29 protein-coding genes are annotated in these 25891 nt (G+C 50.3%); 6 read left to right on the top strand and 23 right to left on the bottom strand.

Annotation, left to right across the window (positions count from 1 at the left end):
• Positions 1-127: 127 nt before the first annotated feature.
• From NT239_16050 to NT239_15985, 14 genes are all read right to left on the bottom strand, one after another.
• Positions 128-490: a hypothetical protein gene (locus NT239_16050; protein ID XGA71236.1), complete on the bottom strand. Its 363-nt coding sequence runs from the start codon at positions 488-490 to the stop codon at positions 128-130.
• A 10-nt stretch (positions 491-500) separates the two neighbouring features.
• Positions 501-1145 carry a site-2 protease family protein gene (locus NT239_16045; protein ID XGA71235.1) on the bottom strand — a complete coding sequence of 215 codons (645 nt, stop codon included), beginning with the start codon at positions 1143-1145 and terminating at the stop codon, positions 501-503.
• 105 nt (positions 1146-1250) lie between these two features.
• Positions 1251-1874, bottom strand: coding sequence for an L-threonylcarbamoyladenylate synthase (locus NT239_16040; GenBank protein XGA71234.1), 624 nt, complete (start codon positions 1872-1874; stop codon positions 1251-1253).
• A gap of 14 nt (positions 1875-1888) precedes the next feature.
• Entirely contained in the window at positions 1889-2758 is an 870-nt protein-coding gene (locus tag NT239_16035) for a PHP domain-containing protein (protein ID XGA71233.1), read from the bottom strand.
• Positions 2755-3039, bottom strand: coding sequence for a SemiSWEET transporter (locus NT239_16030; protein ID XGA71232.1), 285 nt, complete (start codon positions 3037-3039; stop codon positions 2755-2757). Before NT239_16030 ends, NT239_16035 begins: the two co-directional genes overlap by 4 nt.
• Positions 3036-3914 (bottom strand): cysteine synthase CysM, encoded by an 879-nt coding sequence (cysM, locus tag NT239_16025; GenBank protein ID XGA71231.1) that lies wholly within the window; start codon positions 3912-3914, stop codon positions 3036-3038. The genes NT239_16030 and cysM overlap by 4 nt, the downstream gene beginning before the upstream one ends.
• 53 nt (positions 3915-3967) lie before the next feature.
• Positions 3968-4234, bottom strand: a complete 267-nt coding sequence (locus tag NT239_16020) for a hypothetical protein (GenBank protein XGA71230.1) — start codon at positions 4232-4234, stop codon at positions 3968-3970.
• The gene (locus NT239_16015) at positions 4227-4607 is read right to left on the bottom strand and encodes a phage holin family protein (protein ID XGA71229.1); all 381 of its coding nucleotides are present in this window, start codon (positions 4605-4607) and stop codon (positions 4227-4229) included. Before NT239_16015 ends, NT239_16020 begins: the two co-directional genes overlap by 8 nt.
• A 5-nt stretch (positions 4608-4612) precedes the next feature.
• The gene (locus NT239_16010; GenBank protein XGA71228.1) at positions 4613-4915 is read right to left on the bottom strand and encodes a DUF883 domain-containing protein; all 303 of its coding nucleotides are present in this window, start codon (positions 4913-4915) and stop codon (positions 4613-4615) included.
• 180 nt (positions 4916-5095) lie between these two features.
• A complete protein-coding gene (galU, locus tag NT239_16005; protein XGA72824.1) occupies positions 5096-5971 on the bottom strand; it encodes a UTP--glucose-1-phosphate uridylyltransferase GalU in 876 nt (291 codons plus the stop codon).
• 253 nt (positions 5972-6224) lie between these two features.
• On the bottom strand, positions 6225-8300 hold the full coding sequence (gene ligA, locus NT239_16000; GenBank protein XGA71227.1) for an NAD-dependent DNA ligase LigA: 2076 nt from the start codon (positions 8298-8300) through the stop codon (positions 6225-6227).
• Positions 8301-8383: 83 nt separating this feature from the next.
• Entirely contained in the window at positions 8384-9697 is a 1314-nt protein-coding gene (locus NT239_15995) for a cell division protein ZipA C-terminal FtsZ-binding domain-containing protein (GenBank protein ID XGA71226.1), read from the bottom strand.
• A 138-nt stretch (positions 9698-9835) separates the two neighbouring features.
• The gene (apbC, locus tag NT239_15990) at positions 9836-10993 is read right to left on the bottom strand and encodes an iron-sulfur cluster carrier protein ApbC (GenBank protein XGA71225.1); all 1158 of its coding nucleotides are present in this window, start codon (positions 10991-10993) and stop codon (positions 9836-9838) included.
• A 77-nt stretch (positions 10994-11070) separates the two neighbouring features.
• Positions 11071-13323 carry a patatin-like phospholipase family protein gene (locus NT239_15985; protein XGA71224.1) on the bottom strand — a complete coding sequence of 751 codons (2253 nt, stop codon included), beginning with the start codon at positions 13321-13323 and terminating at the stop codon, positions 11071-11073.
• 63 nt (positions 13324-13386) lie between these two features.
• On the opposite strand from NT239_15985, the gene NT239_15980 reads away from it, so the two are divergent.
• Positions 13387-14064: a glycerophosphodiester phosphodiesterase gene (locus NT239_15980; protein ID XGA71223.1), complete on the top strand. Its 678-nt coding sequence runs from the start codon at positions 13387-13389 to the stop codon at positions 14062-14064.
• 27 nt (positions 14065-14091) lie between these two features.
• On the opposite strand, the gene dut is transcribed toward NT239_15980, so the two are convergent.
• Both dut and coaBC read right to left on the bottom strand, forming a co-directional pair.
• Positions 14092-14547 (bottom strand): dUTP diphosphatase, encoded by a 456-nt coding sequence (dut, locus tag NT239_15975; protein XGA71222.1) that lies wholly within the window; start codon positions 14545-14547, stop codon positions 14092-14094.
• Between the two features lie 71 nt (positions 14548-14618).
• Positions 14619-15809, bottom strand: a complete 1191-nt coding sequence (gene coaBC / locus NT239_15970) for a bifunctional phosphopantothenoylcysteine decarboxylase/phosphopantothenate--cysteine ligase CoaBC (protein XGA72823.1) — start codon at positions 15807-15809, stop codon at positions 14619-14621.
• A gap of 238 nt (positions 15810-16047) precedes the next feature.
• Between coaBC and radC the strand changes: the two genes are divergently transcribed.
• From radC to NT239_15945, 5 genes are all read left to right on the top strand, one after another.
• Complete coding sequence (gene radC, locus NT239_15965; protein ID XGA71221.1) at positions 16048-16722, top strand: DNA repair protein RadC; 675 nt, start codon at positions 16048-16050, stop codon at positions 16720-16722.
• A gap of 66 nt (positions 16723-16788) precedes the next feature.
• On the top strand, positions 16789-17760 hold the full coding sequence (locus NT239_15960) for a hypothetical protein (protein XGA71220.1): 972 nt from the start codon (positions 16789-16791) through the stop codon (positions 17758-17760).
• Between the two features lie 165 nt (positions 17761-17925).
• The gene (locus NT239_15955) at positions 17926-19119 is read left to right on the top strand and encodes a branched-chain amino acid ABC transporter substrate-binding protein (GenBank protein XGA71219.1); all 1194 of its coding nucleotides are present in this window, start codon (positions 17926-17928) and stop codon (positions 19117-19119) included.
• 418 nt (positions 19120-19537) lie between these two features.
• On the top strand, positions 19538-20746 hold the full coding sequence (locus NT239_15950; GenBank protein ID XGA71218.1) for a branched-chain amino acid ABC transporter substrate-binding protein: 1209 nt from the start codon (positions 19538-19540) through the stop codon (positions 20744-20746).
• Between the two features lie 64 nt (positions 20747-20810).
• A complete protein-coding gene (locus tag NT239_15945) occupies positions 20811-21308 on the top strand; it encodes a hypothetical protein (protein ID XGA71217.1) in 498 nt (165 codons plus the stop codon).
• Between the two features lie 48 nt (positions 21309-21356).
• Here the strand turns inward: NT239_15945 and NT239_15940 are convergent, their stop codons facing one another.
• From NT239_15940 to NT239_15910, 7 genes are all read right to left on the bottom strand, one after another.
• The gene (locus NT239_15940) at positions 21357-21527 is read right to left on the bottom strand and encodes a DUF3460 family protein (GenBank protein XGA71216.1); all 171 of its coding nucleotides are present in this window, start codon (positions 21525-21527) and stop codon (positions 21357-21359) included.
• Between the two features lie 113 nt (positions 21528-21640).
• Positions 21641-22081, bottom strand: coding sequence for a GNAT family N-acetyltransferase (locus NT239_15935; GenBank protein ID XGA71215.1), 441 nt, complete (start codon positions 22079-22081; stop codon positions 21641-21643).
• Complete coding sequence (gene hisC, locus NT239_15930; protein XGA71214.1) at positions 22081-23190, bottom strand: histidinol-phosphate transaminase; 1110 nt, start codon at positions 23188-23190, stop codon at positions 22081-22083. The genes NT239_15935 and hisC overlap by 1 nt, the downstream gene beginning before the upstream one ends.
• Before the next feature lie 38 nt (positions 23191-23228).
• Positions 23229-23840: a GNAT family N-acetyltransferase gene (locus tag NT239_15925; protein XGA71213.1), complete on the bottom strand. Its 612-nt coding sequence runs from the start codon at positions 23838-23840 to the stop codon at positions 23229-23231.
• On the bottom strand, positions 23825-24397 hold the full coding sequence (locus NT239_15920) for a TIGR00730 family Rossman fold protein (GenBank protein XGA71212.1): 573 nt from the start codon (positions 24395-24397) through the stop codon (positions 23825-23827). The genes NT239_15925 and NT239_15920 overlap by 16 nt, the downstream gene beginning before the upstream one ends.
• A gap of 179 nt (positions 24398-24576) precedes the next feature.
• Positions 24577-25659 (bottom strand): prephenate dehydratase, encoded by a 1083-nt coding sequence (gene pheA, locus NT239_15915; GenBank protein ID XGA71211.1) that lies wholly within the window; start codon positions 25657-25659, stop codon positions 24577-24579.
• Positions 25660-25674: 15 nt separating this feature from the next.
• Positions 25675-25881: a hypothetical protein gene (locus NT239_15910; protein XGA71210.1), complete on the bottom strand. Its 207-nt coding sequence runs from the start codon at positions 25879-25881 to the stop codon at positions 25675-25677.
• Between the last annotated feature and the right edge of the window lie 10 nt (positions 25882-25891).

Raw genomic sequence — 25891 nt, 5'->3', positions numbered from 1 at the left:
GAAACGCATTGTTCGCTATAAAAAACAATATCAAGTCATTTTTTAGCTGTGCGCTATTACACAAGCATCACAAAACCATTGGGTATATTGACCTAAGTTACATCAATAAATCGCCCCAACAATATACCTAATCTTGCTTGGATCGCTCCCAAGCTTTCGGCGGCGCCGGTGGAATATGGCTAGAGCGCGCTAGTAACATTAGCACGCCACACAAAATCAGCAGGATTGGGATTTGTACTGAGCGGGATAAGTCGTAGTGCTGCTGCAAAAACGTCGTCGCGCCGCCCGCAATCAGCATCGGGCCGATCACGACCGTCGATTTATTCACGCCTTCAAGCAGCAATACGGCGATACCGGCAAATAGCAGCGCCAAAATCACAATCCAATTCACACTCGGAAAAATATCCAAGCGATGCATCAACCAGCCAGAGCCAATTACGATTAAGGCAATCGGTAGCCATACACCGCCTTGCTTTTTACTACTCATCATTCACCTCAGCTTATAAAACAATGCTGACCAAGCTCATCACCGCATGCATAAACGGGCTTAAAATGGTGCTTAGCAAACCCGTCACCAACAGGCCGATCAAGATAAAAAAGCCATAGGGTTCGATGCGCGAAACTTTATACGCTAAATGATTGGGCAACAGCGACACCAAAATCCGCCCACCATCGAGTGGCGGCAAAGGTAGCAAATTGAGCACCATCAGCACCACATTGATCTGAATACCCGCTTGTGCCATTAAAGCCAATGGTAATTGGAAGCTATTGCCATCCATAGGCCCCATTGCAAGGCGCAACAGCAACGCCCAGAACACCGCCATCGCCAAATTCGCCAAAGGGCCAGCCGCCGCCACCCAGCGCATATCGCGCTTAGGGTTGCGTAGCGCGTTAAAGTTCACCGGCACTGGCTTGGCATAGCCAAATAAAAAGCCACCTGGCAACAGCACACAAATCAGCGGCAAGACAATCGTCCCAATCGGGTCGATGTGTTTCAGTGGATTAAACGTCATCCGTCCCATTAAAAATGCGGTCGGATCGCCAAAGCGCTTAGCCGCATACGCGTGGGCGGCTTCGTGTACCGTAATGGCAAACAGCACCGGCAAGGCCCAAACGGCGATATTTTGAATCAGATTGAGTTCCATTTTATCCTTTTAATATACCGACACCGGTATATAGCTACAGCATAATAAGTAATTAACCTAGCAAGCAATACCCAATATATTGGCAAAAAGGCTTTGGCTTGAGTGTTACAAACCAAACGGCGTTAACGGGCCTTTGCCCTCACGGAGTACTTGCGGGTAATCATCGGATAAATCAACCACCGTCGTTGGATCGGTACCGCAATAACCGCCCTCAATCACCAAATCGACGTCACGCTCCAGTCGATCCCGAATCTCCCACGCGTCGGTCATCGGGTATTCTTCATCGGGCAACAGCAAGGTGGTCGACAACATCGGCTCGCCCAATTCCTCTAACAAAGCCAAGGCCACCGCATGCTCAGGCACGCGCAAACCGACGGTTTGTTTTTTCGGATGCGAAACGCGGCGCGGTACTTCTTTGGTCGCTTGCAAAATAAAGGTGTAGCTGCCGGGTGTAGCCGCTTTGAGCATGCGGAAAGTGCGATTATCAACTTTGGCATACGTGCCCAATTGCGAGAGATCGCTGCACGCCAACGTAAAATGATGTTTATCGTCGAGCTGACGAATGCGACGAATGCGCTCCAACCCGTCTTTATTATCCAGCGCGCAACCCAAGGCGTAGCAAGAATCGGTGGGGTACACAATCAAACCGCCCTTGCGGATAATTTCGACCGCCTGCTTAATCAAGCGCGCTTGCGGGTTTTCGGCGTGAATTGAGAAAAACTGAGACATTGGCTTTAACTTCTTTAAAGCGTGGCGTTGGCCACAATCGGTTTTAAATCGGGCGCCCAACGCATCCAAACTGGCTCGCAGCCAATCGGCAAATCGGCGTTCATACCCGGCTCGCGCGCGCCTTCGCCGGTGGCGTGGTAATCGGTGCCGCTAGAGCAAAGATAGCCGAATTCTTTGGCCAAATGATTAAAGCGCCCCACATCGGCATGGCCGTGACTGCCGGAGACGACTTCAATCGCCTCGCCGCCCAAGCGTTTAAATTCGGTCAACAACACGCGCATCGTTTCATTGCCCATATCGTAACGACCTGGGTGCGCCAACACCGCCACGCCGCCCGCACCGCGAATCCAGTCAATCGCATCGTGTAAACGCGCCCACTCGTGCTCAACAAAGCCGGGCTTGCCGCGCACCATAAATTTTTTGAACACCGATTTCATGTCTTTGCAACGGCCGGTTTCGATCAAAAAGCGCGCAAAGTGTGAACGGCTGATCATTTCTGGGTTATCCGCATGGCGGCGTGCGCCTTCTAAGATACCTTCGATACCGAGTTTTTCCAGCGCCGCCGCCATTCGCTCGGCGCGTTCGGTGCGGCCAGAGCGCACATACGCTAAACCATCGAGCAAAGCCTGATTATTCGCGTCAAAACCAAGGCCGACGACGTGCAAGGTGTGCTTGCCCCAGCTGACCGAAATCTCAACGCCGTTGATAAACTGCATACCCAACTCATCCGCCGTCGACTTGGCCAGCGCCAAACCCCGCGTGTCGTCGTGATCGGTCAGCGCAAACAACTGGCAGCCGCGCGCATGCGCTTTGCGCACCACTTCATCGGGCGGCAATAAACCATCGGAGATATTCGAATGGCAATGCAAGTCAACCGGCGTCATTCTTTGCCCTGCTTTTCTTTGCGATCAAAGACAATTTTCATCACCAACACCGCTCCCGCCAAAATCAAAGCAACAGTATTGGCCAGATACACAGGCGCAGAGCCAACTAGCAGCCCATACCCCAACCAAAGTGCAACGCCCGTGACAAAAATGCTGTACATGCCGAGCGAAATATCTTTGGCCGATTTGCTTTTCCACACTTGCCATACTTGCGGCACAAACGAAATTGTCGTTAAGGTGCCTGCGGCAAGGCCAATGTATTCGATAATTTGCGGGCTCATGCGGGGAAAACGCCAGTCGATAAATAGCGATCGCCGCGATCGCACACAATGCTGACAATCACGGCGTTTTCTACAGTTTCAGACAGTTTCAATGCCGCGGCCAAGGCGCCACCCGATGAAATACCGGCAAAAATTCCCTCTTCGCGCGCGAGGCGACGCGTCATTTCTTCGGCTTCAGCTTGCGTGACTTCCAGCACCTGATCAATCAGCGAAAAATCGCAAATACTTGGCAAATATTCCGGCGCCCATTTGCGAATGCCCGGAATTTGCGCGCCATCGCAAGGCTGCACGCCAACGATTTGGATATCTTCATTTTGCTGCTTTAAATAACGGCGCGTACCCATAATCGTGCCGGTAGTGCCCATACTCGATACAAAGTGCGTAATCGACCCTTGCGTATCGCGCCAAATTTCTGGGCCCGTCGTTTCAAAATGCGCCAGCGGATTATCGGGGTTTGAAAACTGATCGAGAATCAAGCCCTCGCCTGCGGCAGCCATCGCCTGTGCACGATCGCGCGCGTCTTCCATCCCTTCGGTCAAAATCACTTCAGCGCCGTAGGCTTTCATCGTTTGGATGCGCTCGACGCTGGAATTTTTTGGCAGCAACAAGACCATGCGATAACCCATCATCGCCGCCGCCATTGCCAGTGCAATGCCGGTATTGCCGCTGGTGGCTTCAATCAGTGTGTCGCCGGGCTTAATCGTGCCACGGCGTTCGGCGTGCGTAATCATCGATAAGGCTGGACGATCTTTGACCGAGCCGGCCGGATTATTGCCTTCAAGTTTGAGTAGGATGGTATTTGAGGTGCTACCTGGCAAGCGCTTGAGCTTAACCAGCGGGGTATTGCCAACAAAATCTTCGAGGTATTTAAACATGCAAACGAACTCCATGGATGCCAACGATTATACGCAAGCCCAAGGAGTTCGGTTTATTTGTTACGCATCATTCTTGCCACGGTAAAAACAACACTAAACAGTTTCAAGCCTCGCACTAAGCGACCAACTGCTGGGTAGGACTTACCCATTTTAAGGGCAAGTGTAGTCAAAACGCCCCAAGACGCGGCCCCGCCCATGAAGGAGCTCGCCAGTTTGATCGGCCGTCGAGATTCAAGCAGTTTGGTTTCCAGCTGCAGACGATGCAATTGCGAGGCATACACTAAATGCTGTTTCTTTTGCTCGCGCGCTTGATTAGGCATTTTGTTCCTCAGTCGCAGTTTGATTTGGCTTTAAAACGGCCTTAAGCAATTGCCGATCTTGCACAAACTCTTCACACGTCAATGGAAAGGGATGCTTTAGCACTTGTACAAGCTGCCGAACTTTCCACCATGCCACCAAGGCTATCGTTAGAAACACCAGCGTAGTGATTGCACAGATTAAAATGCGGTAAGCCCAGAAACTAAATAGCAGGGTCAAGCCGAAGAAACTCAGCATTAAAATCAGCGCACATGCAAGAGCCACCGCCAAGCCGATCATAAACGCCACACGATCCAGCTCATCACGCAGCTCATGCCCAAAAAGTGCCACACGGGTGGCAATTAAGCCACCCAAAGCTTCTCGAATCGAGCTCATACCAATTAACGGCGTGCGACCAAAAAGCCAACCAACAAGCCGATCGCGGCACCAACACCCACGGCCTGCCACGGGTGATTATGTACATATTCATCGGTGTGTTTAGCAGCAACTTTGGCTTTTTCGACCGCATTGCCTTCTAGCTCGGTCAAACGATGTTTTGCACTGCGCAGATTATCAGCAATCTTGGCATAGAGTGCCTTTGCCTCTTCACCTTGTGCATTGGCTGCTGCTTCGATTAATTGTGCTGTTTCTTTCAAAGCATCTTTAGTTTCATCAATCAATACTGAATCGATTTGCGTAGACATCTGATTGCTCCTTCATCGTTTTAGAGATCTTATTATTGTCACAAAATGAAAGCAAAGTGACATCAAAAATAAGAACTTTATCTTATCAAGCCTACAGTCTCTTGCACAGTAAATACTTAACAATTCAAAAAGAAAACCCCAAGATCGCTAAGCCATCTTGGGGTTTTCTAAGCTCATCTATTAAAATGTCTGACAAAATTCCTTCATATAGGCAGTGAATTCCTCACCTACCTCATGATGTTTTAGCCCCAATTCAACCGTCGCTTTCAAAAAGCCGATTTTGCTACCGCAGTCGTAACGCGTGCCTTGCAGCTTGTGCGCCAAAATGTGCTGCTCTTGCATCAAGGCGAAAATACCGTCGGTCAATTGAATCTCGCCGCCTTTACCAGGCTGAACATGCTGTAAATGATGGAACACGCGTGGCGTCAAAATATAGCGCCCCACTACGGCCAAATTCGACGGTGCTTCTTCTGGTTTTGGTTTTTCAACAATATTACCCACGCGCAGGCGGCCGGCGTTTTCGCTTACTTCAACAATCCCGTAGCTGCCCGTTTCGGCTGGCGCCACTTCTTCCACCCCAAGCACCGAGCAGTGCGTATCGCCAAATACATCGACCATGCGTTTCATTTCCGAAACGCCATGACCATCAATCAAGTCATCTGCCAAAATCACCGCAAATGGCTCATCACCCACGACTGGCTTGGCGCACAATACCGCATGACCCAAACCCAAAGCTTCTGGCTGGCGGATATAAATACACGTTACGGATTTAGGAATAATCCCGCGCAACACTTCGAGCAATTTGGTTTTTTGTTTTGCCTCCAAATCCGCTTCAAGTTCACCCGCTTTATCGAAGTGGTCTTCAATACTGCGTTTGTGGCGACCGGTGATAAAAATCATCTCGGTAATACCCGCTGCCAATGCTTCTTCCACCGCGTATTGAATCAATGGCTTATCCACCACAGACATCATTTCTTTCGGGCTTGCCTTCGTTGCAGGCAGAAAACGAGTGCCCATCCCTGCCACGGGGAACACGGCTTTACGAATTTTTTGCATGGTATTTCCTTGATATGAGACGGTGTTGTCGAGCAGCCCCAAACGCAGCGCAGCGCCCATTACTTGATCGGCTTGCTTTAAATTGAGCTGATCAGGCCATTGAGAAACGGCAGAGCGACCAAGCCCGAGCGCATCGGCGAGGCGGGCTTGTGTACCAAATAGTTGCAGGGCTTCAGTCTTTCGCATGGCTTGCATGTTCAATTAAATAAACAAAAATGTCAACGCCATTCATCTAAACTTAATGTTCATTTTTTTAAACATTTAGCATTCGTCGCAATGCGGTTTCATCAAGAATAGCCACCCCCAAGGATTGCGCTTTGTCTAATTTACTTCCAGCCGCCTCACCTGCCAGCACAAAGTCCGTTTTTTTAGACACACTACCTGCCACCTTGCCGCCATTGGCTTCTATTAAGGCTTTGGCCTCATCACGACTCAGCGTCGGCAAGGTACCAGTAATCACCAAAGTTTTACCGACCAAGACCCCATCGAGCGGCTTGGCCTCGATGACCGGCCAATTGACCCCCACTTCTAGCAGCGAGGCAATCACTTCGCGATTATGCGGCTCGGCAAAAAACTCAATAATCGACTGCGTAACAATCGGGCCAACATCATTCACGGCCTGCAAATCTTCGACAGTGGCCACTTGCAATGCATCCAAACTGGTGAAATGCTGTGCCAAATCACGGGCAGTCGCCTCGCCGACATTGCGAATACCCAGCGCAAATATAAAGCGCGAGAGCGTGGTACTTTTACTAGCCTCAATCGCCGCGAGTAAATTATTCGCCGATTTTTCGGCCATGCGCTCCAACCCCGCCAACTGACTTAGGTTCAATCGATACAAATCAGCAGGGGTTTTGACCAAGTCAGCGTCAACCAACTGCTCAATCAGCTTGTCACCCAAACCCTCAATATCCATCATTCGGCGCCCAGCAAAATGCTTGAGTGCCTCTTTACGCTGCGCTGAGCAAAACAAACCACCAGTGCACCGCACCCGCGCTTCTTCAGGCTCACGCACCGTTTTTGAGCCACACACCGGACAAGTTGGATAGAGTTCCAAAATACGATACGCAGGATATTGCGGCACTTGGGTTGGCGTAAATAAATCCGCACCGGGCTGCTCGATCATCGGGCGACGCTCGAAAACCACCGAAACCACCTCAGGAATCACATCCCCTGCGCGGCGCACCACCACCGTGTCGCCAACGCGCACGTCTTTGCGATCGATTTCATCTTGATTGTGCAATGTGGCATTGGTGACGGTGACGCCCCCAACAAACACCGGCGCCAAACGCGCCACCGGCGTTAGCGAACCAGTGCGCCCCACTTGTATATCAATCGCCTCAACCGTGGTTAAGGCCTCTTGCGCCGGATATTTATGCGCTACTGCCCAGCGCGGCTCGCGCGTTCGAAAACCCAATTGGCGCTGTTGCGCGATGGAATTGACTTTGTAAACCACACCATCAATATCAAACGGTAGCTCATCGCGTTGCGCCGCCACTTGCGCATGAAACTGTGCCAAGCCCACGCCACCCAATACCACGGCCCGTAAATCGCACACCGGAAAGCCAAAATCGCGCAGAGCATTTAAAATACCAGCATGGGTATTAGGCTGTGAATCCCACCCAGAAAGATCACCAAGCCCATACCCATAGAAAGAAAGAGGACGTTGCGCAGCAATCGCAGGATCTAGCTGCCGCACAGCACCAGCAGCGGTATTGCGAGGGTTCACAAATGTTTTTTCACCTGCGGCAATTTGCTTAGCATTCAGCTTGGCAAAATCATCGCGGCGCATATACACCTCGCCACGCACTTCAAGCAGCGCAGGGGCATCGCCTTTCAGCCGCAATGGAATTTGCCCAATCGTACGGATATTCTGCGTCACATCCTCGCCTGTAGCGCCATCGCCACGCGTGGCGGCCTGCACCAACACGCCATCTTCATAGCGCAAATTGATCGCCAAGCCATCAAACTTCAGCTCAGCGGCGTATTCAACCGGTGGATCATTTTCTGCCAACCCTAACTCTTTGCGCACACTGGCATCAAACGCCAAAGCCCCTTGCTCGGTAACATCGGTTTCAGTGCGTATTGACAGCATAGCCACCGCATGAGTTACCGGGGAAAATTGCGGCAAAGGTTTACCACCAACACGCAGGGTTGGCGAATCGGGGGTTTGCAATTGGGGGTTTGCCAGCTCAATAGCCTGCAATTCGCGGAACAAGCGATCGTACTCGGCGTCGGGCACGCTTGGCGCATCGAGCACATAGTATTCATGCGCATATTGATTGAGTTTTTCACGCAGCACAGCTGCTTGTTGAGCAAGTTCACTCATCTTTTTTTCCAATTCTGAAGCTATAAACACAAACGCCGCTTCCAGTGAAGCGGCGCTGTGTTTGCCATAAAGCGGCTAATCCATTAAGCAAAAAGACGCAAAGCTGCCACCGAGCCCGGTGCAATGCCACGATCATCCATTCGCGCATACAAATCAGCGAGCTGTCGGCGAATATTAACCAAGCTTTGCGCATTCAGCGGCTTGCCATTATCGTCAACCAATTCAAGTGCTAGCGCCTGCGACAAGCTTTGCGCAAATTCAGTTAAATAATCAAATACCGCAATACCACCCGCAACGCGCGGCACATCAAACAGCAAGGTCAGACCTTGCGAGGTGGCCATCAGCGGGGTTTGGTCTTGGTTAGCCAAGACAAACAGTGTTTTCCCCGAATCGCTGCGATATTGGAAAGTGCCATCGTTAGCACGCACCATGCCGGCATTTTCGGCGTGGATGCGTACTTTTTCCATCGGGATAGGACGTGCGCCCGCTGGCAAATTCAGACCAATCAACACATCAACCGAGGCGCAAAAATCGTCAAGCTCGCGTGCTGCAGTGAGCTTAGCGGAGCGTTGCGGGAATGTAACAACCGTGCCTTCGTGCTCGTCAGCAAATTGCTGTACGCCCATGCAAAACGCGTTCAGTGATTCTTGGGTAATCGGGCCTTGGCGATCAGCCAATTGCATCCCCACGCGCAATTCCAAATAGCGATTGCGGCTGGTTGAATTCACCACTTCCCATTGATCCAGCTGATTCAAGCCAATAATTTGCACGCGTTTGTTGGCTGGAAACGGCGGAACATCGCTAGCCACAATCGGCGAACCAGCATGCACTTCAGCGATAAAATCAAGCGAGGGATCGATTAAGCTAGTTACCAGCGCCTCGCCCTCTTCCTGCGCCAAGACTGGCGGGACCGCAGCTGCGGCTGTGGTGGCACCTTTATCCTCAGCGATCAAGAATTTGGGCACATCATCCAAAGGCTTTACTTCAGGGGTATAAGGCGCCAATTCAGATTCAGTCTTTGCTGGCACAACATACGCTGAGCGGTATGACGGAGGAAGATCGGGAATATCATCCGGCATGTCTTCATCATAACGCACAGCTGGCGCACTAAACTGTGGAACATCATATTCGGGAGCTGACGAATTTTCTGGCTCATTATCGAGCATTGGCTCGGATTTTTCGGCCACGTTGCTCGCGCCAAACACAGGCTCAAGACGCTGCGCATCGCCTTTGCGCACCAAGTTTTTTGGGGTATTGATCAGCACATCGTCCTGATTACGGGCAAAGGCTTTGTTTGCTTGTTTTTTATAGCGATATTCTTGCCACTGGTTATAGGCAAATACCGCGCCAACAAATGCGCCGGCGATGATTAGCGCGCCTAATTGCGTGTCGGTCATCGTGATGTCTCTAAATTCGGGAAGCTCAATCGTGGTTAAGCGGTTTTTATGGTCCTGCCATCCTAAACAAGACGCTGACGCTAAGGATACCAGACTTGGGCCTTAGCGTGCGCTTCAAACGTCTTACACAAGCAGAAATTATGTATTTTGAATGACAATCTTTGGGAATTTACTCGAGAAGTCCTGCGACTTCGCAGCCACCTTAACCGCCACTTTACGGGCAATTTGCTTGTAAATCGCGGCGATTTCACCATCTGGTTCGGCGATAACGGTTGGTGTACCGGCATCCACATTCAAACGAATCGATAAATCAAGTGGCAATTTACCAATCAGTTCGGTGCCATATTCCTCACCCATTTTTGCGCCACCACCTTCGCCAAAAATCGGCTCGATATGACCACAATTGCTGCATACGTGCATGCTCATATTTTCAACGATACCCAAGATTGGCACGCCGACCTTTTCAAACATCTTCAAGCCTTTGCGCGCATCCAGCAGCGCAATGTCTTGCGGCGTAGTGACAATCACCGCGCCGGTCACGGGCACTTTTTGCGACAAGGTCAGCTGAATATCACCGGTGCCCGGCGGCAGGTCAATCACCAAATAATCCAGCTCGCCCCACAGGGTGTCATTCAGTAATTGTGTTAACGCCTGCGTCACCATTGGGCCGCGCCATACCATGGGTTGCTCAGGGTCGATCAAAAACCCGATCGACATATTGAGCACGCCATGATTTTCAATCGGTTTGATGTATTTATTATCGATCGACTCGGGATGACGATCGGCAACGCCCATCATCGTCGGCTGGCTTGGGCCGTAAATATCCGCATCCAGCAGGCCCACTTTGGCGCCTTCCGCCGCCAAGGCTAAAGCCAAATTGGCCGACGTTGTCGATTTACCTACCCCGCCTTTGCCTGATGCCACGGCGATAATATTTTTAATTCCCTTTTGCAATGGAATGCCACGCGCCACTGAATGCGCAACGATTTGGCTGCTCACCGTCACATTAGCGTCTGTAACGCCATCCAGAGCTCGCAACGCCGTTTTTACTTGCTGTTCGCGCACTGCAAATTGGCTTTGCGCGGGGTAACCCAACACTAAATCCAAGCTAACAACGCCATTTTCAAAGCGCAGGTTTTTAATATTTTTGCTGCTAACGTAATCTTTACCTGTATCAGGATCAATCAGCAAAGACAGGGCTTGGCGGATCACTTCTAGTTGTTGTTCACTCACGGTGTTATTTCCTGTACTTGGTGCGGCGCTTTGACGCCCTAGCAATCGATCAAATATTTTCATAGTGGTATGCAAAGAGTATCTGGGCTAAATGTGGCCATTGCCATGAAAAGCAAGCCCAAACAATCGCAATCGGATCATCAAAATTGCTTACCCAGCATTAAGTAACTGGTTAATTTTTTATTATCCCCATACGCAAAGCCAAGATAGAGCGGGCCAATGTAGCTGTCATACGCCAAATAAGCCATCAGAGAGCCATGCCAAGCATTATCTTCGCCCCCATTATATTGATCCATCACATAGGCGCCCTCCAATCCCAGCCCCCAGTAACTATTGGCCAGCACCGACATTGGCTGATAGTACTGCAAAGATCCATATAAGAAGCGATTAGTCAGAATTTCCTGATAACGGTAGCTAGACAGATTCATAAATCCACCCAGCCAGCTCACATCTAGAAACTCAGGGCTATCCCCAAGCAACTCCTGGCCTTTTAAGGTCAATAGCATCACACCCGATTTAAATGGCCGCGCGGAGCGAAACTCCGCAGCAAGGTCCGCAAACTGATTGATATCATCGCCATTTTTAAGCGACGCATAGGCATTCAGATTCAAATATTCGCCTGTCGTTGGGAAAAAATAGTTGTCCAGCTGATCGTAAAATAGGCTAGCGCGCAGACCCATATCTTGCGTTGAGGCATCTTGCCCTAAGGGCAAGCCAATACTTTCGCTAAGTTTGTATTTATTGGCCACTGGGCCAATCCTAAACTCGCCATACTGACCCAACGTAGAGCCTAAATCTATCCCGACCGCAGAATGATGGGAGTTATAATTTCCCAACTGTATGCCTTGATACCAAAGTGCTAAAGGGCCAGTTTTATAGGTGATATATGGCGCAATAAAAGCCAAACCATCGATTTGCAGCGGTTGATAAAACTCGCTCTGCACCGTCTGAGAAGAGCCCAGCTTCATGACCGTTTTCCATTCGCCACCGAGGTCATTTATCCACGTCCGGCGATACATGGCGGAAATACTCCAAGGCGTCGAACCTTCAAAATCGGTACCAAAGCCCAAGCCGAAATTCAGATAGTTCGGCCCCCATGATTTTTCAATCGGCAGAATATTGAGCGTATCAGTTTGCCCTGAACGGCTTAATTCGTAATCCAACTGGCTAAAATCACCTCGTGCGTAGACCTCACCTAGGTTTTGATAAAATTCAGGCAAATTAAGTTTTTCACCTACTTTCACTTCCAAGGCTTTTTCAACCACCACTGGATTCACGTGCTTTGGATCTTTAACTTGAACCTGTGAAATGGCGCGACTCTCTAGATGACGCTCCACCCTTGCTTGCGACCATGCGGCAAATTGCTCCGGGCTCACCGCATAACGCTGCAATTGGGACAACATATTTAAGGCGGCAATTTCGCCCTCCTTAATCATATCGGCTGATTTATTAAAATCGCTGGAAGACAAATTGGGCAAGGTGGGGGAGATCAGAACATCTGCACCGGTCAATGAATCAAGCTGCGGTTTGACATTTTGCAGCATCATCAAGCGAGTATATTGGTCGGCCATAGAGAAAATACTATTGAGCTCACCCCGCTTGAGTGGCTCCGAGCCGACATCAACTGCAATCACCACATCGGCGCAGGTATTGCGCGCCACATCAATTGGCATATTCCGGACTAAACCGCCATCAACTAAAAAATGCTTATCGGTTTGCACCGCCGGAAAAACCCCTGGCACAGCCATGCTGGCCCGCATAGCCGTCACCACATCCCCACTGCTAAATACCACCATATCGCCAGTTACCAGATCAGTGGCAATCGCTCGATAGGGAATTGGCATTTCATCAAAATGCGGCACAGTTCCAGCAAAGGTGAGCTCGCGTAAAAAATATTCAATTTTTTGCGTACTAATTGCCGCCGTTGGCAATTTTACCGATAAATCATCACCTAAACCCAACTCAAGCCCAATAAGGCCAAGGGCATCATCACTTTTTTTGCGATACGAATTGAGCTGACGCGGCAAACTGGAGGACAGCAAATCATCCCAATTGGCATTTTGAATTCGTTCTGTCATTTCATCGGTGGTGCGCCCTGATGCATACGCGCCCCCCACCAATGAACCAATGCTCGTACCAATCACACAATCGACTGGAATATGGTTTTGCTCGAGTATTTTAAGCACACCAATGTGAGCAAAACCGCGAGCTCCGCCCCCCCCTAACACCAAGCCAACCCGCGGACGCGAGCTAGGCTGAAGCGAAGACTGAGTTGCGGAAGTTGTAACCGCTAAATTGCCAGAAGTGAGGTCTTGAGCCGCAGACGGTGCTACACTTACGCTCAGCGCACCAAGGCTGAGCAACAAAGAAAATAAGGTGTGGCGAGCTTTCATTCAAGGATACTTCCTACTTCTGTTTTATTCTGGGCGATCATTCGCCACTCGAGTGTAACTAATATGCATTACATTGCACATCGCGGCTGGACCCGCAATTTTCCTGAAAACACTTTAGCTGCATTTGAAGATGCGTGGCGCGCAGGCTTTAATGGATTCGAAACCGACATCCGCACCGATTGCAACGGAGTTGCTATTTTATTTCATGATCGTTGCGCAAAAGATGGTCGGCTTGTTCAACAATTGAGTCATGCAGAACTCTGTGCAATCCAAGGTTACGAAGTCCCAACGCTAGCTCAAGCTTTGCAGGCTTTTCCAACTGCTTTTTGGAACTTAGAGCTAAAATCAGCCGACTGTCTTAGCGCAACCATGGCGGTCATGGCCCAACTACAACATGCTTTTAAAGGCCTGTTTAGCTCTTTTCATCACCAGCTAATCCTAACGTTGGCAAGAGACACCACCTTGCCCTGCGCACTATTACTATCCAACTCACCAGCTCGCACCATCAACTTATATACGATGCTGGCCGCCATGCCTCGTCCAGTGGGGATTGGCTTAGTCTTTGATTATGAAGTCGCATCAGCCGAGCAAATCACTGAACTAACCCGGCAACAAGTACCTTGCTGGGTGTATGGGGTACAACATCCAGACGAATATGCCCAAGTACTCACTTGGCCACTCGCCGGCTTAATTGCAGACCATCCAGAGCATATTCCAAGCCTAAAACCACGGCAATCATAACAAAAGGGGGCGACGCCCCCTTTAATTTTAGTGTTTACCGGTACTGCCAAAACCACCTTCACCGCGATCTGACTCGGTAAATTCGTCGACGATATTAAACGCCACTTGTACCACCGGCACGATCACCAATTGCGCGATGCGCTCTAAAGGCTGAATCGTAAAGCTGCTGCTACCGCGATTCCACACCGAAACAAACAGCTGACCTTGGTAATCCGAATCGATCAGGCCAACTAAATTACCCAGCACGATGCCGTGTTTATGGCCCAAACCGGAGCGCGGCAAAATCATCGCCGCTAAAGTTGGGTCTTCCAAGTGAATCGCCATACCCGTTGGCACCAAGGTGGTTGCGCCGGGCGCGAGCTCAATCGGCGCATCCAGACAGGCGCGTAAATCCAAACCCGCCGCGCCCGGTGTTGCGTATGCAGGCAAATTGTCTTTGAGGCGTACGTCGAGGATTTTTACATCCATGCTTTTCTTAGTCATCTTCAATCCTTATGGGTATATCGCTTAAAGCCAATTTAAATATTGCCTACACAGCAATACATTGGCAGGTATTAATCTTGTTTTACGTTAGGGTAGAGCCGCGCAATGTGTGCGACAAGTTTGCGCGCGATATCAATTTTTGGCGCGCTGTGTAAACGCGTTTCGCCGTGATCGTCGAGCAGCACCACTTCATTGGTATCCGCACCAAAGGCGTTTTGCACCAAGTTCGCCACCAGTAGTGGCAGCTTTTTGCGCAAACGTTTGGCCTCAGCGTATTCGAGCAGGTTTTCCGATTCGGCAGCAAAACCCACGCAGAACGGCGCGTTCGGGCGTGATGAAACGCCAGCCAGAATATCGGGGTTTGGCGCCAATTCCAAAGTTAGAATATGCGCGTCTTTTTTGATTTTTTGCTCAGATGGATTGAGCACATAATAATCCGCAACCGCCGCAACGCCGATGAAAATATCACAGGCATCAACTTCAGCTTCAACCGCGGTGAGCATTTGCTGCGCCGATTTCACATCAATTTGACGTGCGCCGATTGGCGTTGGCAAACTGGTTTCACCTGACACCAACACCACCTCAGCACCCGCCTCGTACGCCGCGCGCGCAATCGCGTAGCCCATTTTGCCGCTGCTGGTATTGGTAATGCCGCGTACGGCGTCGATGCGCTCGAATGTCGGACCCGCAGTTAGCAATACGCGCTTGCCTTTTAAAACTTTGGGCTGCAACGCAGCTTCTAGATGGTCGAATATGTCTTGCGCTTCGAGCATCCGCCCATCACCGACTTCACCGCACGCTTGCTCGCCATTGCCCGGGCCAAAAATCGAGACGCCATCTGCTTTCAGTTGCGCGATATTGCGCTGATTCGGTGGGTTTTCCCACATTTGGCGGTTCATCGCCGGCGCGATCATCAGCGGGCAATCACGCGCTGCGACCAAGGTCGAGAGCAAATCATCGCACTGGCCGTGCGCGACTTTGGCAATAAAATCGGCCGACGCTGGCGCCACGATCACCGCAGCCGCGCCGCGCGTTAAATCAATGTGCGGCATATTGTTCGGACGGCGGGCGTCCCATTGATCGGTGTAAACGATATTGCCGCTGAGTGCTTGGAACGTCACCGTGCCGACAAAATGCGTAGCGGCCTCGCTCATCACGACATGCACATCGTAACCTGCCTTGACCAAAAGCCGCGTTAACTCGGCCGATTTATACGCCGCAACGCCGCCGGTAATGCCAAGAACGATTTTTTTCTGATTGATAGGGCTCACGAAGGGCGCGCCTCTGCTAGAAAGAATGGTCGATAGTTTACCGAAAAAGAACTAGGTTCTGTTGACGTTAGTTTTACGGTCGCGCCGCAGCCACAAGGTTTGGCTGCTTTTAGCCTGAAACTGCGTTGCAAAACCTTTCCATAGCCTCACTATGCATCAGGTTTTGCGCCTTGTTCAGACCAAAACCAGCGCAAACGCGACGTGTAAAACCAACGTAAACAGAACCTCTATGTCGATCACAGAATGGCCTTCGGACGAGCGTCCGCGTGAAAAATTGCTACTGCACGGCGCTACGGCGTTGTCGGATGCCGAATTATTGGCGATTTTTTTGCGCGTCGGCTTGCCGGGCAAATCGGCGGTCGACTTGGCGCGCGAACTCTTGCAACATTTTGGTTCGCTCGAAGCGCTATTTGCCGCGCAGTTAGCCGATTTTGACGCGATTAGCGGCGTTGGTTCGGCCAAATATGCGCAATTGCAAGCCGTGCTCGAAATGAGCCGCCGCGCATTGGCTGAACAATTGAAAGTGCGCGATTCGTTTAGCAACCCAACGGCGGTACGCGATTATTTGCGCCTGCGTTTACGCGGCATCGCGCATGAAGAATTTCATGCCTTGTATTTGGACACCAATTACCACTTAATCAGCGCGCAAACATTATTCAAGGGCTCGCTAAACGAAACACGGGTGTACCCGCGTGAACTCGCCAAACAAGCGATTTTGCACAACGCAGCGGCCATTATTATTGCCCACAACCACCCTAGCGGCTGCGCCGAGCCATCCAGCGCCGACATCTTACTCACGCGCCAATTGCAACATGCGCTCGATCTGCTGGAGATCAAACTGATCGACCATTTTATCGTCGCCGCCCATCAGGTCGTCTCCTTGGCCGAGCTCGGCCACCTGTAATCAGCTCGCCTTGCGCCGATAAATAGTTATTCCACGCACACGCGCTTTGGCGCCTCGAGGTGTCCCATGCGGATTGTTGAATCCAATGTTGCGCTGGCTGCACAGCGCCAATACCAACGCGAGCAAAGCGAAAGTTTGTCGATACGTTACGAGCCACCTCGTCGTGCAGCAAATAATGATCGCGTCGAGATTTCCAGTGCCGCGCAGATGCTTGAAGAACAGGAAGAAGCCGTAAACAACGACCCTAAACTATTGATGATTAAAAATCTGCTTGAGGCGATTTTGGGACGTGAGATTAAACTAACGTATCTTAATCAAGAGCATAATCAGCAAGACGTACAGAGTAATACCCCCACACAAAATGAAGGTGGCTTGGTGCTGGAATATCACGCCAGTGAAAATGAAGCCGAGCAAATGCAATTTGCTGGCGCTGGCATCATCAAAACCGCCGATGGACGCGAGATTGAATTTAGCGCCCAACTTGAACTCAATCGCAGTTACCGCCAGCAAATTGACGTAACCATCGCTACTAGCAGCGCTGCGCGACCCAAAAAAGACCCCTTAATACTCAACTACGCAGCCTCTGCCGTCACTTTGGCGGAGCAGACTTTCCAATTTGATATCGATGGCAAAGGCCAAGCCGAGACGATCCATCAGCTGAATGCTGGCAGTGCGTATCTGGCGCACGATAAAAACAGGGATGGCAAAATCAATAATGGCCGCGAGTTATTTGGCACTCAAAGCGGCGATGGCTTTGCCGATTTGGCGCATTACGATCAAGATCAAAATGGTTGGATTGACGAAGGCGATCAGATCTTTGGCGAACTGAAACTTTGGATCAAAGACGCAAGCGGTAATGATCAACTCCAAACACTAGCGCAAATGAAAATTGGCGCGATTTTTCTTGGGCGAGCCAAAGCTGATTTCGATTTAAACAATGCGCACAATCAAAATTATGGGCAGATTCGCAGTGCAGGTCTGTTTCTATTCGAGACGGGAGCGGTCGGCACTGCGCAGCAATTAGATCTGAGCGTTTAAACGCAAGACCATTACAGTTCCCCGTATTTCAGACCGATACAGGAATACCCTAGTATCCAACTGCCACCCCCTGCTGCAAGATTACAGTTATGTAGTCATTAGCGTTTAGCCTACCTGATTACCTGCACATAGACCCTTCCTGAACATTTCTTCGGAAACGAAAATATGAAATTCGCGTCATACACTTTGATTGCGGCGGCTATTGTTGGCCTGTCTGCTTGTAAACAACCAAGCCAAGAAGGTGCTGCAGCAAGCGCACCTGCTGCTGACAGCGCAGCAACGAGCGGCGACACCGTTAAAATCGGCTTGGCAGCGCCACTGACTGGCAATATCGCACACTTGGGTAAAGACGTTGAATACGGCGCGCAAATGGCGATTGAAGAAGTGAATGCCGAAGGCGGCATCGACGTTGATGGCGCGAAAAAGAAAGTAGTTTTGGTATCTGAAGACGACCAAGCTGACCCGAAAAATGCTACGACTGTTGCGCAACGCTTTGTTGACCAAAAAATCGCCGGCGTGATCGGCCATTTGACTTCGGGTACTAGCATTCCAGCGTCTAAAGTGTACTCTGACGCAGGTATCCCACAAATTTCTCCATCAGCTACTGCCCTCGCTTACACGGCGCAAGGCTACAAAACCACATTCCGTCTGACCGCCAACGACGGTCAACAAGGTTTAGTATTGGCGCAATACGCAGTGGGCAAACTGAACGCGAAAAAAGTAGCGATTGTTGACGACCGCACCGCTTACGGCCAAGGCTTGGCGGACGAGTTTGAAAAAGCAGCTAAAGCGGCTGGCGCTGAAATTGTTAAACGCGAATTCACCACCAACCAAGAAACCGACTTTAACGCGATCCTAACCAACATAAAAGGCGCGAAACCAGATTTGATTTTCTACGGCGGTATGGATGCACAATCTGCCCCACTGAAAAAACAGAGCAAAAAACTGGGTCTGACTGCGATTGTGATGGGCGCAGACGGCACCAAATCTCCTGAATTCTTGAAATTGGCCGGCGCTGACGCAGAAGGCACTTTCGGCTCGTCTGCAGGTCAATCAGTTGACCAAATGCCAGGCGGTAAAGAATTTAAAGAAAAATTCAAAACCAAATACGGTGTAGAAGTTCAGGTTTATGCGCCATACAGCTATGACGCAACAAAATTGATGTTGTCCGCTATGAAACAAGCTGGCTCTGCTGATCCAACGAAATACTTGCCAGTATTAGCCAAAATCGAGCACCAAGGTTTAACGGGCCCAATCTCTTTTGATGAAAAGGGCGACGTGAAAAACGCAGCAGTGGGCGTTTACAGCGTGAAAAATGGCCAGTGGGAATTAGCTGAAATGGTTGGCGGCGCAAAATAAGCGCATTTACCATCAAAAAAGGGAGCTTTAGCTCCCTTTTTTTACGTCCATACAAAGGCGTTTTAAACACACATCGTTGTTAAATAGCGACATTTTAACCCTCGCAAGTATCACGCCCCTCTTTATCCTTCGCGAGTATTTCTGGCTGCGATGCGTATCGGCTAAAGCCAATAAAAACCTGCATTCAAGCCATTCTGACAGCAATATGACAAAGGCAAAAACTGTACCGCAGAAAAAATCAAAGAACTGTTGCGGCCCAGCTACAGGATTACCCCTATTCAACGACGTGCATTGCGAGGTAGATATTTGTCACTTCTAATGTGAATTGCTGTTTAGATGGCAACACATCAGAAACCGACCTTATCGGATCTAAACAGAACAAATGGCACGACACTACAAATCACTGGGGAAATTTTGTATGACTATCGCTCGTTACACCCTGATCACCGCCGCTGTTTTAGCAATGACGGCTTGCGGCAAACAAGAACCTGCAGCTACAACCGAACAAGCAAGCGCAGCACCAGCCGCTAAAGTTGAAGCTGCGCCAGCTGGCGATGTGATCAAAATTGGTCACGCAGCACCGCTGACGGGCAACATCGCTCACTTGGGCAAAGACAATGAAAACGGTGTGCGCATGGCGATCGATGAGATCAATGAAGCGGGCGGTGTTGATATTGGCGGCAAGAAAATGAAATTAGAAATGATTTCAGAAGATGACCAAGCCGATCCAAAAACCGCAACCACCGTTGCACAGCGCTTTGTCGATCAAAAAGTAGCCGGCGTGATTGGTCACTTGAATTCTGGCACCACAATTCCAGCGTCAAAAATCTACTCTGACGCGGGCATTGCACAAATTTCTCCATCTGCAACTGCAGTTGCCTACACAGCACAAGGCTTTAAAACTGCCTTCCGCGTAATGGCGAACGATGCGCAACAAGGTAAAGTGCTTGGCGAATACGCGGTAAAATTAGGCGCGAAAAAAGTAGCAATCGTTGACGATCGCACGGCCTACGGCCAAGGCTTGGCAGATGAATTCGAAAAAGCAGCAAAAGCCGCTGGCGCAGAAGTAGTTCGCCGTGAATTCACGACCAACCAAGAAACCGACTTCAACGCGATCCTGACCACCATCAAAGGCAGCAAGCCCGATCTGATTTTCTACGGCGGTATGGACGCGCAAGCAGCACCACTAAAAAAACAAGCGAAGAAACTGGGCATCAACGCCAAAGTCATGGGCGGTGACGGTACGCAAACGCCAGAATTTATCAAATTGGCGGGCAGCGACGCTGAAGGCATGATTTCTTCATCACCAGGCATGCCAAAAGAAAAAATGGCAGGCGGCCAAGCTTTCTTGGATAAATTCAAAGCCAAGTTTGGCACTGAAGTTCAGCTTTACGCACCATACTGCTACGATGCAGTTAAAGTAATGGTAGCGGCCATGCAAAAAGCAGGCTCAGCAGACCCTGCGAAATACCTGCCAGAGTTGGCTAAAACCGACTACCAAGGCGCGACTGGCGCGATCACTTTCGATGAGAAAGGCGATATCAAAAACGGAGCAATCGCACTTTACACCGTTAAAAATGGTAAATGGGAAACCATGGAAGTGGTTGGCGGCGTAGCTGCTAAATAAACAGTCAATTGGTCCACACAAGGGAGGCATGGCCTCCCTTTTTTAATATCGCACGGCCTAATCAATGCTATTTGCTTCAAATTCAGAGACTAAAAGCCTGTTCATCACCACACTATGCTGCATCTTTATCAGCAGCCTAGCCGCGATGGACTATGGTCTACTGTGGTTTTTCTGGGTTGGCTTCTTTCTATTTATATGGACGCTTGTGCGGATCATTCAGTGTTTCACAGGCAAACTCAAATTGCGCTACATTGCACACATTCTATTAATTTGGGGTGTTGGTTTTGCAATCACCTACGGCATTCATCATGTGCGTAGCACTGAAAGGCAAAAACAAGCCACTATTGTCGCCATTAAAATCTTGCAGTTTCAGCAAAGCCATAAACGCTATCCAACGACACTTGAAGAATTAGACTTAGACAGCAATCAGCTTAAGAAGCAAATTAGCTTACATTATTCCGCAAAAAATCCTCCAAAACTGTTTTACCTCGATACTAAAATGCCTTATTCAGTGTTTGAATATGACTTTGCTACGCAGCAATGGCGATTAAGATATAGCTAATAAAAAAACGCCATCACAGGGGATGGCGTTTTTTGGAGAACAGCGCGCTTATTTATTGACGCGAGACTCTTCGTGACGAGCGCGTTCGTCCAGATTGATGGGTTCTTTATCCCACAGCAGTGCACGGCCTTCGACTTGGCCTTTAGCTACCTCTGGGTTTTCTTGCAGGAACTTGTCCATGAATTTGGTGTATTCAGAAACGTAATTACGATCAACCATCTCAACATCCCTTTCAAACTATTTCTATTGATTGCCGCTATTATAAGCGATCAGGCTCAATTCTGGTGTGGCAATATACATGCACATGTATCTTCACGCACAGGATCATCAATCTAAACTACAGGAACATACCCATCAAAAACATACTCAATATCCCATTCAGACTCGGAACATTGCGTGAAACCATGTACTTGATAAAAACGATTGGCATCGCTGCCGCGCAAAGCACACAGGGCAATCTCTTTCCCTCTGTAGGTTTGCTTAATCTGCGTGAGCACCGCGCCACCAATCCCCTGCCCTTGCCAGCTGGGCAAGATGTACAAATGATCTAATGAGTAAGCCAGCTCGGTTTCGTTAATGGCGTAAAACCCAACGACGGCGTTATCGACGAGGATCTTTTGGGTGGCGGCGGGATTAAAATTGGCGCGTAGCCGTTGCCGAGCGCGCTCGGGGTCAAAGCGACCTAAACGCTCCAGACTTTCACGCATTGCGGCGATGCGAATCGCGAGTAAATCCTCAAAATCCGCTTCAACCGTCGCCGCCAAAGACCACATTAGCCTTCCATCGCCTCACGCAATACTTCAATAAAGCGTGCGTTTTCTTCCGGCAAGCCGATCGACACGCGCAAGCTGTTCGGCATTTTGTATCCCGCCAGCGGTCGAACGATCACGCCGCGCTCGAGCATAAACTGGTTCAGCATCGCTGCGTCGCCACAGTGGAAGGTGACAAAATTGCCGTAGCTTTCGATAAAGCTCAAACCTAATTCTTGCAGCGCTTCGGTAATTTGCTTCATACCGGCGGCATTGACTTCAACCGATTGCTTTAAAAATTCCAGATCATCGAGCGCCGCCACAGCCGCCGCTTGCGCGAGGCTGTTCACATTAAATGGCTGACGAATACGATTCAAGATGTCGGCAACTTCGGGGTTTGCCAGCGCAAAACCCACGCGCAGACCGGCCAATCCATAGGCTTTACTAAAAGTGCGTACCACGATCAGATTTGGAAATTGTTTCAACCAGCCGATTGAATCGCTACGTTTTTCGCGCGGCAAGAATTCGGTGTAGGCTTCATCCAGAACCACCAGCACGTTTTTCGGGCACAGTTCTAAAAATTCGATTAAATCGCCCGGGCGTGCCAACGTGCCAGTGGGATTGTTGGGATTGGCGATCCACACCACTTTAGTATCAGGGCGAATCGCGGCGCGCATCGCGTCTAAATCGTGGCCGTAATCAACGGCTTTGACGCAGATATTCGTGGCACCAACGGCTTGCGTCGCCAGCGGATAAACGGCAAAGGCATATTCGGAAAACACCGCCGAATCGCCTTGCTTTAAAAATGCGTGCGCGATCAGTTCCAAAATATCGTTCGAGCCATTGCCCAGCACGATTTGATCGAGATTGACGCTAAATTTCTCAGCAATTTTGGCTTTCAGCTCAAAACCATTGCCATCGGGATAACGCGCCAATTCGGCCAGCTCTTTTTCCACCGCGGCCCGCGCTTTTGGCCCCATGCCAAGCGGGTTTTCGTTCGATGCCAGTTTGACAATTTTTTCGGCATCCAAACCCATTTCACGCGCGAGTTCAGAAACAGGTTTACCAGGCTGGTACGGCGCAATCGCGCGGATATAGTCAGGAGCGAGTGAAGAAAGGGCTACGTGGGACATTATTATCCTTATCAATCAATACGGGGCAAAAAGCCCAATTACAGTGTTTTTACCAAGCGCAAACTGGCTGGTAATGAAAATTTGGTCAGTGATTTCACTTTGGATTCAACCAAGACTTCAAAGCCGTGGCGCAAATAAAACTGCACCGCACGCGGATTGCCACTATCGACATCGACGTGCAGTTGATCAAAACCCGCTTGGCGGGCAGTGAAAATCACTTGGCTGAGCATGCGCGCGCCAAGGCCTTGGCTGCGGTGTTCTTCATGCACGGCAATCGTGCGCAAATACCACGCATCATTGGGCACATGCGGAAACAGAAAATCCAGATCACGCTGCCGTGAGCGCAGAATATCCAAATCAAGCGCCAGGGTATGTAGCTCTATGCTATCGTCAATCTGAAGTTGTGCCCCATACCCCGCAGGGTAATGAAAAACCAAGGCGATGATTTCTTCGTTAGCATTGCGCAGCACTTGCGCATTGCGGTAGCTGTAGCTGCCATTGGGTTCGTGCCACAGACGCGCTAAATTCATTAGCGTCATTTCGCGTGGCAGGGCAAACCAATAATCGTAAAAAGGGGCGTCGGACTGATAAATCAGCTCCGCCGCCCTTTTCGCGTCGCTCGGACTCGCTAAACCTAAGTTTTCCACCATTCACCTGCGCTTTGGCTGGGTTCAGCCTGCAAGATATCGAGTAGGGTTTGACTATCATTGGCCATCATCAAGCGCGCCGCGTCACGGTCACCAACAAATCCTTCCCTGACGGCATGTGCTACCATCGCACGCAAGGGCACAAAATAGTCGTTTACATTCAGTAGGCCAATTGGTTTAGCGTGCAAACCAATTTGCGCCCACGTTAAAATTTCAAACAATTCGTCAAAAGTGCCAAAACCACCAGGCATGGCGATAAAGCCATCGGTCAACTCGGCCATGCGCGCTTTGCGCGTGTGCATTGAATCGACTACTTCCAGCTTAGTGCATGCGCCGTAACCCAGCTCGCGCTCGACCATAAACTCTGGAATCACGCCGATCACTTCACCGCCGGCTTGCAGCGCAGCTTCCGCCACCGCCCCCATCAAACCCACATGACCACCGCCATACACCAAGGTCATGCCGCGCAGGGCGATTTCTTTGCCTAAGCTTTGCGCAGCTTCACGATAAATTTCACGCGCCCCAAAACGGGCACCACAAAATACGGTAACGGCTTTCATAGGCTTCCTTTTATTCAGACAAGATCCGCATAAAGCAGTCAAAGCGGAGAGTGGAAAACGTCGCGAGAAGCGCGAGGACAAGGCGTAAAAACGGCGAAAAACCGGAATGTACTGAAGTACATGAGGATTTTGAGTGTTTTTACAACGCAGTCATCGTGCTTCGCAGTAGTGTTACACCACTAGATGACAGCTTGAGGATACGAGCCGAGTACCTTTACAAACGCCGCTACTTTTTGCAACTCCGCCAGTGCAGTTTGCATGTTCTCATCGTCGATATACGCTTCCACATCGGCAAAAAACACGTATTCCCATAAACCGGTGCGGCTTGGGCGCGATTCAAACTTGGTCATCGAAACACCATTGCGCGCCAATGGCTCCGCCACCGAATGCAGCGCGCCGGCGCGATTTGGCGCAGAAATGACCAAAGATGTTTTATCTTTGCCCGAGCGCGCAGAGGATTGTTTGCCGAGTACCAAGAAACGCGTCGTATTGTTGGGCTCGTCTTCAATATTTTGCGCCAGTTTCAATAGATTATATTTTTCCGCTGCCGCATCGCCGGCAATCGCTGCGCTGCTTGGATCGAGGCTGACCATCCGCGCAGCTTCGGCATTGCTCGACACCGAAATACGCTCAACGTGCGCAGGCAGGTTTTTATTCAACCATTCGTGGCACTGCGCCAAGCTTTGCGCGTGGGAATACACACGGCTGATGCCTTCCAAGCCTTCGCTGGCACGCAGCAAATGGTGATGAATACGCAGCACCACTTCGCCGCAAATATTCAACGAGCTGCCGACCATTAAATCGAGCGTGCGGCCGACAGCGCCTTCGGTCGAGTTTTCTACCGGCGCAACCGCGTAATCTGCACTACCCGCTTCAACGACGCGGAATACTTCGTCAATCGACGCGCACGGCAAGGTGTTCGCTGCGTGGCCGAAATGCTTAATCGCCGCCGCTTGCGTAAACGTGCCTTCTGGCCCCAAATACGCAATCATCAGCGGTTTTTCGAGCGCCAAGCACGCCGACATTATTTCGCGGAACAAACGCGCAACGGCCTCGCCCGACAGTGGGCCTTGGTTGATTTCTTTAATCCGCGTTAGCACTTGCGCTTCGCGCTCTGGGCGATACACAACGCCGCTGCCTTTGATCACGCCGATCTGATGTGCGTGTTTGGCGCGCTCGTTAATCAGCTGCAAAATTTGCGCGTCGAGCGCGTCAATTGCATCACGGTGTTGCTTTAGTAAATTGAGTTGCTCGTCAGACATTCGTGTGTACTCAAACTAATTTTTATTCGGATCAAACTTAGCCGCGTCCAGAATCGACCACAGATGGATAATCCAGCCCATAAAGATCACCCACAACGCGCCCGCCAACACAAACATCAGCGCAGCTTTCAGTAAGCGACCTTGCAGTAATTGCCCCAAACCGGGGATAAAGAAACTGCAGAGTGCGGCGATGACATTACCGCCCGAGCCTTGTCCTGCCATGGTCTTTCCT

It is taken from the genome of Chitinibacter sp. SCUT-21 (assembly GCA_041874755.1).
GTDB lineage: Bacteria > Pseudomonadota > Gammaproteobacteria > Burkholderiales > Chitinibacteraceae > Chitinibacter.
Note: the sequence above shows the minus strand (reverse complement) of the source record. Positions and strands in the feature narration are given on the sequence as shown.

Excerpts from the sequence above, each read along its gene's own strand:
- NT239_16050 (XGA71236.1), bottom strand. The coding sequence starts at position 490 with ATGATGAGTAGTAAAAAGCAAGGCGGTGTATGGCTACCGATTGCCTTA.
- NT239_16045 (XGA71235.1), bottom strand. The coding sequence starts at position 1,145 with ATGGAACTCAATCTGATTCAAAATATCGCCGTTTGGGCCTTGCCGGTG.
- NT239_16040 (XGA71234.1), bottom strand. The coding sequence starts at position 1,874 with ATGTCTCAGTTTTTCTCAATTCACGCCGAAAACCCGCAAGCGCGCTTG.
- NT239_16035 (XGA71233.1), bottom strand. The coding sequence starts at position 2,758 with ATGACGCCGGTTGACTTGCATTGCCATTCGAATATCTCCGATGGTTTA.
- NT239_16030 (XGA71232.1), bottom strand. The coding sequence starts at position 3,039 with ATGAGCCCGCAAATTATCGAATACATTGGCCTTGCCGCAGGCACCTTA.
- cysM (XGA71231.1), bottom strand. The coding sequence starts at position 3,914 with ATGTTTAAATACCTCGAAGATTTTGTTGGCAATACCCCGCTGGTTAAG.
- NT239_16020 (XGA71230.1), bottom strand. The coding sequence starts at position 4,234 with ATGCCTAATCAAGCGCGCGAGCAAAAGAAACAGCATTTAGTGTATGCC.
- NT239_16015 (XGA71229.1), bottom strand. The coding sequence starts at position 4,607 with ATGAGCTCGATTCGAGAAGCTTTGGGTGGCTTAATTGCCACCCGTGTG.
- NT239_16010 (XGA71228.1), bottom strand. The coding sequence starts at position 4,915 with ATGTCTACGCAAATCGATTCAGTATTGATTGATGAAACTAAAGATGCT.
- galU (XGA72824.1), bottom strand. The coding sequence starts at position 5,971 with ATGCAAAAAATTCGTAAAGCCGTGTTCCCCGTGGCAGGGATGGGCACT.
- ligA (XGA71227.1), bottom strand. The coding sequence starts at position 8,300 with ATGAGTGAACTTGCTCAACAAGCAGCTGTGCTGCGTGAAAAACTCAAT.
- NT239_15995 (XGA71226.1), bottom strand. The coding sequence starts at position 9,697 with ATGACCGACACGCAATTAGGCGCGCTAATCATCGCCGGCGCATTTGTT.
- apbC (XGA71225.1), bottom strand. The coding sequence starts at position 10,993 with ATGAAAATATTTGATCGATTGCTAGGGCGTCAAAGCGCCGCACCAAGT.
- NT239_15985 (XGA71224.1), bottom strand. The coding sequence starts at position 13,323 with ATGAAAGCTCGCCACACCTTATTTTCTTTGTTGCTCAGCCTTGGTGCG.
- NT239_15980 (XGA71223.1), top strand. The coding sequence starts at position 13,387 with ATGCATTACATTGCACATCGCGGCTGGACCCGCAATTTTCCTGAAAAC.
- dut (XGA71222.1), bottom strand. The coding sequence starts at position 14,547 with ATGACTAAGAAAAGCATGGATGTAAAAATCCTCGACGTACGCCTCAAA.
- radC (XGA71221.1), top strand. The coding sequence starts at position 16,048 with ATGTCGATCACAGAATGGCCTTCGGACGAGCGTCCGCGTGAAAAATTG.
- NT239_15960 (XGA71220.1), top strand. The coding sequence starts at position 16,789 with ATGCGGATTGTTGAATCCAATGTTGCGCTGGCTGCACAGCGCCAATAC.
- NT239_15955 (XGA71219.1), top strand. The coding sequence starts at position 17,926 with ATGAAATTCGCGTCATACACTTTGATTGCGGCGGCTATTGTTGGCCTG.
- NT239_15950 (XGA71218.1), top strand. The coding sequence starts at position 19,538 with ATGACTATCGCTCGTTACACCCTGATCACCGCCGCTGTTTTAGCAATG.
- NT239_15945 (XGA71217.1), top strand. The coding sequence starts at position 20,811 with ATGCTATTTGCTTCAAATTCAGAGACTAAAAGCCTGTTCATCACCACA.
- NT239_15940 (XGA71216.1), bottom strand. The coding sequence starts at position 21,527 with ATGGTTGATCGTAATTACGTTTCTGAATACACCAAATTCATGGACAAG.
- NT239_15935 (XGA71215.1), bottom strand. The coding sequence starts at position 22,081 with ATGTGGTCTTTGGCGGCGACGGTTGAAGCGGATTTTGAGGATTTACTC.
- hisC (XGA71214.1), bottom strand. The coding sequence starts at position 23,190 with ATGTCCCACGTAGCCCTTTCTTCACTCGCTCCTGACTATATCCGCGCG.
- NT239_15925 (XGA71213.1), bottom strand. The coding sequence starts at position 23,840 with ATGGTGGAAAACTTAGGTTTAGCGAGTCCGAGCGACGCGAAAAGGGCG.
- NT239_15920 (XGA71212.1), bottom strand. The coding sequence starts at position 24,397 with ATGAAAGCCGTTACCGTATTTTGTGGTGCCCGTTTTGGGGCGCGTGAA.
- pheA (XGA71211.1), bottom strand. The coding sequence starts at position 25,659 with ATGTCTGACGAGCAACTCAATTTACTAAAGCAACACCGTGATGCAATT.
- NT239_15910 (XGA71210.1), bottom strand. The coding sequence starts at position 25,881 with ATGGCAGGACAAGGCTCGGGCGGTAATGTCATCGCCGCACTCTGCAGT.